The organism is Pseudomonas sp. GW821-FHT02A08 (genome assembly GCF_059422045.1).
This window is the reverse complement of record NZ_JBWKWD010000044.1, coordinates 45512-53579: the sequence shown is the minus strand read 5'-3', so window position 1 is coordinate 53579 and position 8068 is coordinate 45512. Positions and strand designations below refer to the sequence as shown.

Sequence of the window (8068 nt, the reverse complement as noted above, 5' to 3'; positions counted from 1 at the left end):
GGTGGGTGATGACGGGATCGAACCGCCGACATTCTGCTTGTAAGGCAGACGCTCTCCCAGCTGAGCTAATCACCCTTCGCTTCGGTGTGGCGCGCATTCTACGGAGCGACCCAACCTCTGGCAAGCACTTTTTAAAATAATTTTCTCAGCCCTTCCAAAGGCTTAGAGAAAGGTTGGCCTATGGCACGGCGAAGACAATAATGCCCCCCTTTGTATAAAGGAGAGACTCACCCCATGTGGTTCAAAAACCTGCTTATCTATCGCCTGACCCAAGATCTGCCTGTTGATGCCGAGGCGTTGGAAACTGCACTGGCCACCAAACTGGCGCGCCCATGTGCAAGCCAGGAGTTGACCACCTACGGTTTCGTCGCGCCGTTCGGCAAAGGCGAAGATGCGCCACTGGTACACGTCAGCGGTGACTTCCTGCTGGTGTCCGCGCGCAAGGAAGAACGTATTTTGCCGGGCAGCGTCGTGCGTGACGCGGTCAAGGAAAAGGTCGAAGAGATCGAAGCCGAGCAAATGCGCAAGGTCTATAAGAAGGAACGCGATCAGATCAAGGATGAAATCATCCAGGCCTTCCTGCCCCGCGCCTTTATCCGTCGCTCGTCGACCTTCGCCGCCATCGCGCCGAAACAGGGCCTGATCCTGGTCAACTCGGCCAGCCCGAAACGCGCCGAAGACTTGCTGTCCACCCTGCGTGAAGTGATCGGCACCCTGCCGGTGCGCCCGCTGACCGTGAAGATGTCCCCGACCGCGACCATGACCGAGTGGGTCACCACCCAGAAAGCCGCGGACGACTTCTTTGTGCTGGACGAGTGCGAACTGCGCGACACCCACGAAGACGGCGGCATTGTGCGTTGCAAACGCCAGGACCTGACCAGCGAAGAAATCCAGTTGCACCTGAGTACCGGCAAAGTAGTCACTCAACTGTCCCTGGCCTGGCAGGACAAACTGTCGTTCGTCCTCGACGACAAAATGGTGGTCAAGCGCCTGAAGTTCGAAGACCTGCTGCAAGACCAGGCGGAACAGGACGGCGGTGACGAAGCCCTGGGCCAACTGGACGCCAGCTTCACCCTGATGATGCTGACCTTCGGCGACTTCCTGCCGGCACTGGTTGAAGCGCTGGGTGGCGAAGAGACGCCTCAGGGTATCTAAAGCCTTGTGATCTCAAACTGTGGGAGCGGGCTTGCTCCGGGCGGCGCTCCGACGAAGGCGGAGTATCAGTCAGTACTTATGTCGACTGACACTGCGCCTTCGCGAGCAAGCCCGCTCCCACATTTGATTTTGTGGTGCTACTTAATAAAAAGGATCAAGCCATGCGAGCACTGGCTGCATTGAGTCGTTTTGTCGGCAACACCTTCGCCTACTGGGTACTGATTTTCGCTGTCGTGGCGTTTCTGCAGCCGGCATGGTTCCTCGGCCTCAAAGGCGCCATCGTGCCGCTGTTGGGGCTGGTGATGTTCGGCATGGGCCTGACCCTCAAACTCGAAGACTTCGCCGAAGTCGCTCGCCATCCCTGGCGCGTGGCCCTGGGCGTGGTTGCCCATTTCGTGATCATGCCCGGCGTGGCGTGGTTACTCTGCCAGGTGTTCCACCTGCCACCGGAAATCGCCGTCGGCGTGATTCTGGTCGGCTGCTGCCCGAGCGGCACCTCGTCGAACGTGATGACCTGGCTGGCCCGTGGCGACCTGGCGTTGTCGGTGGCCATCGCCGCCGTCACCACCCTCCTCGCCCCACTGCTGACGCCGGCGCTGATCTGGCTGCTGGCCTCGGCCTGGTTGCCGGTGTCGTTCATGGAGTTGTTCTGGTCGATCCTGCAAGTGGTGCTGTTGCCGATCGTGCTGGGCGTGGTTGCCCAACGGGTGCTCGGCGACAAGGTTCGCCACGCCGTGGACGTGTTGCCGCTGGTGTCGGTGGTCAGCATCGTGATCATCGTCACGGCAGTGGTGGCCGCCAGCCAGGCGAAGATTGCCGAGTCCGGCCTGTTGATCATGGCCGTGGTCATGCTGCACAACAGCTTCGGCTACCTGCTGGGTTACTTCACCGGACGCCTGTTCAAGCTGCCTCTGGCCCAGCGCAAGTCCCTGGCCCTGGAAGTCGGCATGCAGAACTCCGGATTGGGTGCCGCGCTGGCCAGTGCACATTTCTCGCCGCTGGCGGCGGTGCCCAGTGCATTGTTCAGCGTCTGGCACAACATTTCCGGGGCATTGCTCTCGACGTATTTCCGCCGCATGAGCGAGAAACAGGATCGGGAAATGGTGGCGCAACAGGTCAGCGACTGACTGGAAAACTTGATCCCCGGGTTAATGCTGGGCACTATATTGCCCATCGCGAGGACGACCTCGCGGCTCGATCGAGTCATTAATCAGGGGACGACCCCGTCAGACGATGGAGGTCTTCATGTCCTGGATCATTCTGTTTTTCGCCGGCCTGTTCGAAGTGGGCTGGGCCGTCGGCCTCAAGTACACCGATGGCTTCACCCGCCCGCTCCCCACTGTTTTGACCGTTGCGGCCATGGCTATCAGCCTTGGCTTGCTCGGCCTTGCAATGAAGGAACTGCCGCTGGGTACGGCCTATGCGATCTGGACCGGTGTCGGCGCCGTTGGCACAGTGATCGCCGGGATCATTCTGTTTGGCGAGTCGATGGCGCTGGTGCGGCTGGCGAGTGTGGCGCTGATCATTTCCGGGCTCGTTGGCCTGAAGGTCAGCGCTTAGGCCACTGACGCCATCGCGGGCAAGCCCGCTCCCACAGGTTTCGTGTACTTCCACACATATAGAGCACACCATCAATCCTTGTGGGAGCGGGCTTGCCCGCGATGGGGCCCGCACATACAACCGTTATCTAACTGCCCCGCGCAAATCCCCCACCAACGCCTGCAACTTCACCGGCTGCGCCACCTCAACCGCCACCGCCGGCCCGGCAACCAACGTCACCCGCGACCACAACCGGCGAAACAGCCCTTTATTCGGATCGCGGCTGAAGAAACTCCCCCACAACCCCTGCAAGGCCAGCGGAATCACCGGCACCGGCGTCTCTTCGAGAATCCGCGTCAATCCGCCCTTGAACTCGTTGATCTCGCCATCGGCGGTCAATTTACCCTCGGGGAAGATACACACCAGCTCACCGTCCTTCAGATACCGGGCAATACGCGTGAAGGCTTGTTCATATATCTGGATGTCTTCCTGGCGCCCGGCAATCGGAATCGTCCCCGCGGTACGGAAGATGAAATTCAGCACCGGCAGGTTGTAGATCTTGTAGTACATGACAAAGCGAATCGGCCGACGCACCGCGCCGCCAATCAGCAAAGCGTCGACGAATGACACGTGGTTGCACACCAGCAACGCCGCGCCTTCATCGGGGATCAGATCCAGATTGCGGTGCTCGACGCGGTACATGGAATGGCTGAGCAGCCAGATCATGAAACGCATGGTGAACTCGGGAACAATCCTGAAGATATAGGCATTGACACCGATGTTCAGCAGCGACACCACCAGGAACAGCTGCGGAATCGACAGCTTGGCCACACTCAGCAAGACGATCGAGACAATCGCCGACACCACCATGAACAACGCATTGAGGATGTTGTTGGCGGCAATCACCCGCGCCCGTTCGTTCTCCGCGGTACGTGACTGGATCAGCGCGTACAGCGGCACGATGTAGAAACCGCCGAAGACGCCCAGGCCGAGAATGTCGAGCAACACCAGCCAGCTGTGGCCAAAACCGAGGATATCGATCCAGCCATGGCCGGTGGCGCTGTCCGGGATTCCACCGGAATGCCACCACAGCAGCAGACCGAAAACGGTCAGGCCGAACGATCCGAACGGCACCAGGCCAATCTCGACTTTGCGCCCGGAGAGCTTCTCGCACAGCAGCGAACCCAATGCGATGCCGACCGAGAACACCGTCAGAATCAGCGTCACCACGGTTTCGTCGCCGTGCATCCATTCCTTGGCATAGGCCGGGATCTGCGTCAGATAAATCGCCCCGACAAACCAGAACCACGAGTTGCCGACAATCGAGCGTGACACCGCCGGCGTTTGCCCCAGGCCCAGTTTCAACGTGGTCCAGGACTGGCTGAATATGTTCCAGTTCAGGCGCATTTGCGGCGTGGCGGCCGCCGCCCGGGGAATGCTGCGACTGGCCAGGTAGCCGAGCACGGCAGTGCCGATGATCGCCACGGATACCACCGGCGCGTAATGCGCCGAAGACATCATGATGCCGGCGCCAATGGTGCCCGCGAGGATCGCGAGGAAGGTACCCATTTCCACCAGGCCGTTGCCGCCTACCAGCTCATCTTCATGCAGGGCCTGCGGCAGGATCGAGTACTTCACCGGCCCGAACAGCGCCGAGTGGGTGCCCATGGCGAACAGCGCCACCAGCATCAACGACAGGTGATCGAACAGAAAGCCGACGGCGCCGACCGCCATGATGGCGATTTCCCCAAGCTTGATCAGGCGGATCAACGCATCCTTGGCGAACTTTTCCCCGAATTGCCCGGCCAGGGCCGAGAACAGGAAAAACGGCAGGATAAACAGCAGCGCACACAGGTTGACCCAGATCGAGCGGTCACCTTCGATAGTCAGCTTGTACAAAATGGCGAGGATCAACGACTGCTTGAACACATTGTCGTTGAATGCCCCAAGGGACTGGGTAATGAAGAACGGCAGGAAACGCCGGGTACGCAACAAGGTGAACTGTGAGGGGTGACTCATCTTCCATGTGTCCCTGATTATGTAGAGAGTGGCCTGGATACTGTAATTGGAGTATCGATACTCGATCCAGGCCACACCTTACCTAATCTTTGCCGGTTATTTCTTCAAACCGGCAATGCATGGCGAGACAAACAGTTCACCACGCCAGGCGCCCAGCACCGTGCGCTTGCCGACGATCAGCCACATCACCGCCAGCAACGCCACCAGCACACAGCCAGACACACTGAAAAACGTCAGGTTCAAGGTACTGGCCAGCTTCAACGTCGCCAGAGAATAGACGCCCAACGGGAAGGTGAAGCCCCACCAGCCCAGATTGAAGGGGATGCCGGCACGCAGGTAGCGCACAGTGATCAGCAACGCCATCAGCATCCACCACAGACCGAAGCCCCACAGGGTGATGCCGGCCACCAGGCCCAATCCCGCAGCAATCTCACCGACTCCCGGCAAACCGTTGGCGGCAAAAATCAGCGGTGCATCGCCACCCAGTACCAGCATGCCCAACGCGCCGGTGCCGATCGGGCCAAGGGCCAGCCAGCTCGAGGCGGCCATGTTTTCGTGGGGCAGTTTATGCAGGGCCATGCGCAGCAACAGGATGGTCAGGATGCTGAAAGCCACCGGCAAGGAAAATGCCCAGAGTACGTAGCTGGTCACCAGCACCACCAGTTGCGAGTGAGCGTCGGCCAAATGCGGCGCCAACAGGCCACCGCTGGCGGCCGCCACTTCTGCCGCAACCACCGGCAACAACCAGACAGCGGTCATCTGGTCGATACTGTGCTCCTGGCGGGTGAACATCATGTAGGGAATCAGCACGCCGCAGGCCAGCGACATGGCCACATCCAGCCACCACAGCACCTCGGCGAGGTGGATCACACCTTCGCCCCAGCGTGGCAGGCCGAAGACCAGGAAGCCATTGATGATGGTCGCCAGGCCCATGGGGATGGTGCCGAAAAACATCGAGACCGTGGAGTGGCCGAAGATCCGTCGTGCTTCGTCGAAAAACAGCAGCCAACGCGCGGCGTACAACGCCGTAAACAGCAGGAACAACGCGATGTTGAACAGCCACAGGGCTTCGGCAAAGGCGTGCAAGGCAGGTGTGGCGACCGGCAATTGCGCCAGTGCCAGCGCCAGCACACCGGTGCCCATGGTGGCCGCGAACCAGTTGGGGGTGAACTGGCGGATCACTTCGCGTGGGTGCTGCAGGTGACTGAACGGTTTGATTCCGGGCTTGATGCTATTGGCGCATGTCATGGCGAACTCCTGTCCTCTCGTGAGGTAGAGCCCATGTTAGATCCTAATCGAATATCTATATAACGGGTAATATCTCTATATGTTATCTATTACATAGATATTTAATCAGGAGGTGGCCTCGCATGCCCTGCCTGAACGCGAGCGCATCAAACCTGCCAAAGCGCCAAGGGCCAGAATAATCAACACGGCGCCATAACCGTCGACGGTCGCCACCAAACCGAGGGTTCGGCTCAGGTTCCCGGCCAGCAGCGATGGCAGGCAGAAGGCGAGATAGCTGAGCGCGTAGTACGTCGACACCAGCCCGGCACGCTCATGGGGCAAGGCCAGCGGCACCAGACTACGCAAGGTGCCAAGAAAACCGGAGCCGAAACCACAGCCTGCGATCAGGGTGCCAAGGAAGAACAGCGGCAGGCTGGCATTGTGCACACCCAGCAAAATCATCACGACGCCCGCTGGCATCATGCTGGCGCCCAATAACAATGATTTGCCGGCGGGTCGGTTGCGCATGCTGTAAATCATCAGCGCACCGGTCAACGTCAAGGCGGCAACAGTCGCCCCGCCGATCATGTTCGAGGTCGAGCCTGTGGCCGTGCGCACCAACGAAGGCGCCAGGGAAGCGTAGAAACCGCCAAGGGCCCACAGGGCAGTATTGAGCGGCAACACCCGCCACAAAGTGGAGCGCGCTTGCAGCGGCACATGCAGAGTCGGTCGCAATGAGGCCCAAACCCCGGCCTGCCGCGAGACGCTTTCCGGCAAGCGCCAGACATACAACGCCTGCATCACAAACAAAGCCAGCAGCAGCCAGTACGTCAGGTGCAACGGCGCCGGGGCGAACTCGGCCAACACACCGCAGCCCAACCCGCCAATGGCCATACCGGTCAACGGAGCAACGCTATTGACCAGTGGCCCCCGTTCGCGGTCGGTATCCAGCAGCGTTGCGCCCAGCACCGCGGTAGCCATGCCAGTGGCAAACCCCTGCAGGACCCGGGCACTGATCAGCCAGGTGACGCTATCGGCGTGAATGAACAGCAGCATCGCCAGGATATTCAGCACCACCGCCGTGAAAATCACCGGTTTGCGCCCCAGGTAATCGGACAACGAACCGACGGTCAGCAACGCCACCAACAGGCTGAGGGCGTACACGCCAAAAATCAGGGTCAGGGTCGCGGCCGAAAACTGCATCTGCTCTTGATACAGATGATACAGCGGCGTCGGCGCGGTGGAGGCCGCCAGGAAACTGAGCAAGGTAACGGCGAGAAACCACAGGCTGGCACGGTTTGAATGAGAACTGGACATGGGCGCGCTCCACAAAAGCTAACTTTTTGCTTTTGCGGAGTGTGCTACCGGAACCCTCTTAAAGCAAATTCTTTGTGTTAAGGTCCGAGGCATGGCTTTTACAGGAACCCCAGGATGACAGCTCCCACCTTACGCCCGGGCGGACGCAGCGCGCGGGTACAAGAGTCGATTCATTCGGCCGTGCGTCAACTCCTCGAGGAGCAGGACCGCGCCAGCCTGACCGTACCGCAAATTGCTGCGCGCGCAGGCGTTACCCCCTCGACCATCTATCGTCGCTGGGGTGATTTGTCGGCGCTGCTGGCCGACGTCGCCCTCGCCCGCATGCAGCCCGACAATGAGCCGGCCAATACCGGCAGCCTTCACGGCGACGTGCGGGCCTGGGCCGAGCAGTATCTGGACGAGATGAGCTCCGAACCCGGTCGCAACATGCTGTGCGACGTGCAGGCGGCGTTGAAGCCGAGTTATTGCGCGACCATCATTGGCGGGCAACTGCAGACGATTCTGGATCGCTATCCGGATCAGCCCAAGCCCAGTGTCGATCGCCTGATCAATCTGATCGCCGCGCCGACGGTGTTTCGCATCCTGTTTGCCGAGGCGCCGCTGGAGGTTGAAGAGTTGCATCGATTGATCGAGATTGCGTTGATTCCGTAATACCGCTATTCGCGAGCAAGCCCGCTCCCACAGGTGATCGCGTTTTTCCTGAATGTGGGAGCGGGCTTGGTCCGGGCGGCGTTCCGACGAAGGGGCCCACCCAGACACTGCAAATCCCCCTGCGACACCCCGCCACGCCACGACCTTGGTCGACACTGAC

General features: G+C 60.2%; 7 protein-coding genes and 1 tRNA gene. 4 read left to right on the top strand and 4 right to left on the bottom strand.

Annotated features, from left to right (window positions below; translation table 11 throughout):
* Positions 1-2 precede the first annotated feature (2 nt).
* Positions 3-75 (bottom strand) — tRNA-Val (locus tag AC07W4_RS24295).
* 159 nt (positions 76-234) lie between these two features.
* Here AC07W4_RS24295 and rdgC point away from each other — a divergent pair.
* From rdgC to sugE, 3 genes are all read left to right on the top strand, one after another.
* Positions 235-1155 (top strand): recombination-associated protein RdgC, encoded by a 921-nt coding sequence (rdgC, locus tag AC07W4_RS24290; RefSeq protein WP_007969735.1) that lies wholly within the window; start codon positions 235-237, stop codon positions 1153-1155.
* A 161-nt stretch (positions 1156-1316) separates the two neighbouring features.
* The gene (locus AC07W4_RS24285; protein WP_008051031.1) at positions 1317-2282 is read left to right on the top strand and encodes a bile acid:sodium symporter family protein; all 966 of its coding nucleotides are present in this window, start codon (positions 1317-1319) and stop codon (positions 2280-2282) included.
* A 118-nt stretch (positions 2283-2400) separates the two neighbouring features.
* Positions 2401-2715: a quaternary ammonium compound efflux SMR transporter SugE gene (gene sugE, locus AC07W4_RS24280; RefSeq protein WP_007977599.1), complete on the top strand. Its 315-nt coding sequence runs from the start codon at positions 2401-2403 to the stop codon at positions 2713-2715.
* 123 nt (positions 2716-2838) lie between these two features.
* On the opposite strand, the gene AC07W4_RS24275 is transcribed toward sugE, so the two are convergent.
* From AC07W4_RS24275 to AC07W4_RS24265, 3 genes are all read right to left on the bottom strand, one after another.
* Entirely contained in the window at positions 2839-4713 is a 1875-nt protein-coding gene (locus AC07W4_RS24275; RefSeq protein WP_495034280.1) for an MFS transporter, read from the bottom strand.
* Between the two features lie 96 nt (positions 4714-4809).
* Complete coding sequence (locus tag AC07W4_RS24270; RefSeq protein WP_495034279.1) at positions 4810-5961, bottom strand: TDT family transporter; 1152 nt, start codon at positions 5959-5961, stop codon at positions 4810-4812.
* A 105-nt stretch (positions 5962-6066) separates the two neighbouring features.
* Positions 6067-7257 (bottom strand): MFS transporter, encoded by a 1191-nt coding sequence (locus AC07W4_RS24265; RefSeq protein WP_495034278.1) that lies wholly within the window; start codon positions 7255-7257, stop codon positions 6067-6069.
* A 114-nt stretch (positions 7258-7371) separates the two neighbouring features.
* Between AC07W4_RS24265 and AC07W4_RS24260 the strand changes: the two genes are divergently transcribed.
* Complete coding sequence (locus AC07W4_RS24260; RefSeq protein ID WP_495034277.1) at positions 7372-7908, top strand: TetR/AcrR family transcriptional regulator; 537 nt, start codon at positions 7372-7374, stop codon at positions 7906-7908.
* The last annotated feature ends 160 nt before the right edge of the window (positions 7909-8068 follow it).

Excerpts from the sequence above, each read along its gene's own strand:
- rdgC (WP_007969735.1), top strand. The coding sequence starts at position 235 with ATGTGGTTCAAAAACCTGCTTATCTATCGCCTGACCCAAGATCTGCCT.
- AC07W4_RS24285 (WP_008051031.1), top strand. The coding sequence starts at position 1,317 with ATGCGAGCACTGGCTGCATTGAGTCGTTTTGTCGGCAACACCTTCGCC.
- sugE (WP_007977599.1), top strand. The coding sequence starts at position 2,401 with ATGTCCTGGATCATTCTGTTTTTCGCCGGCCTGTTCGAAGTGGGCTGG.
- AC07W4_RS24275 (WP_495034280.1), bottom strand. The coding sequence starts at position 4,713 with ATGAGTCACCCCTCACAGTTCACCTTGTTGCGTACCCGGCGTTTCCTG.
- AC07W4_RS24270 (WP_495034279.1), bottom strand. The coding sequence starts at position 5,961 with ATGACATGCGCCAATAGCATCAAGCCCGGAATCAAACCGTTCAGTCAC.
- AC07W4_RS24265 (WP_495034278.1), bottom strand. The coding sequence starts at position 7,257 with ATGTCCAGTTCTCATTCAAACCGTGCCAGCCTGTGGTTTCTCGCCGTT.
- AC07W4_RS24260 (WP_495034277.1), top strand. The coding sequence starts at position 7,372 with ATGACAGCTCCCACCTTACGCCCGGGCGGACGCAGCGCGCGGGTACAA.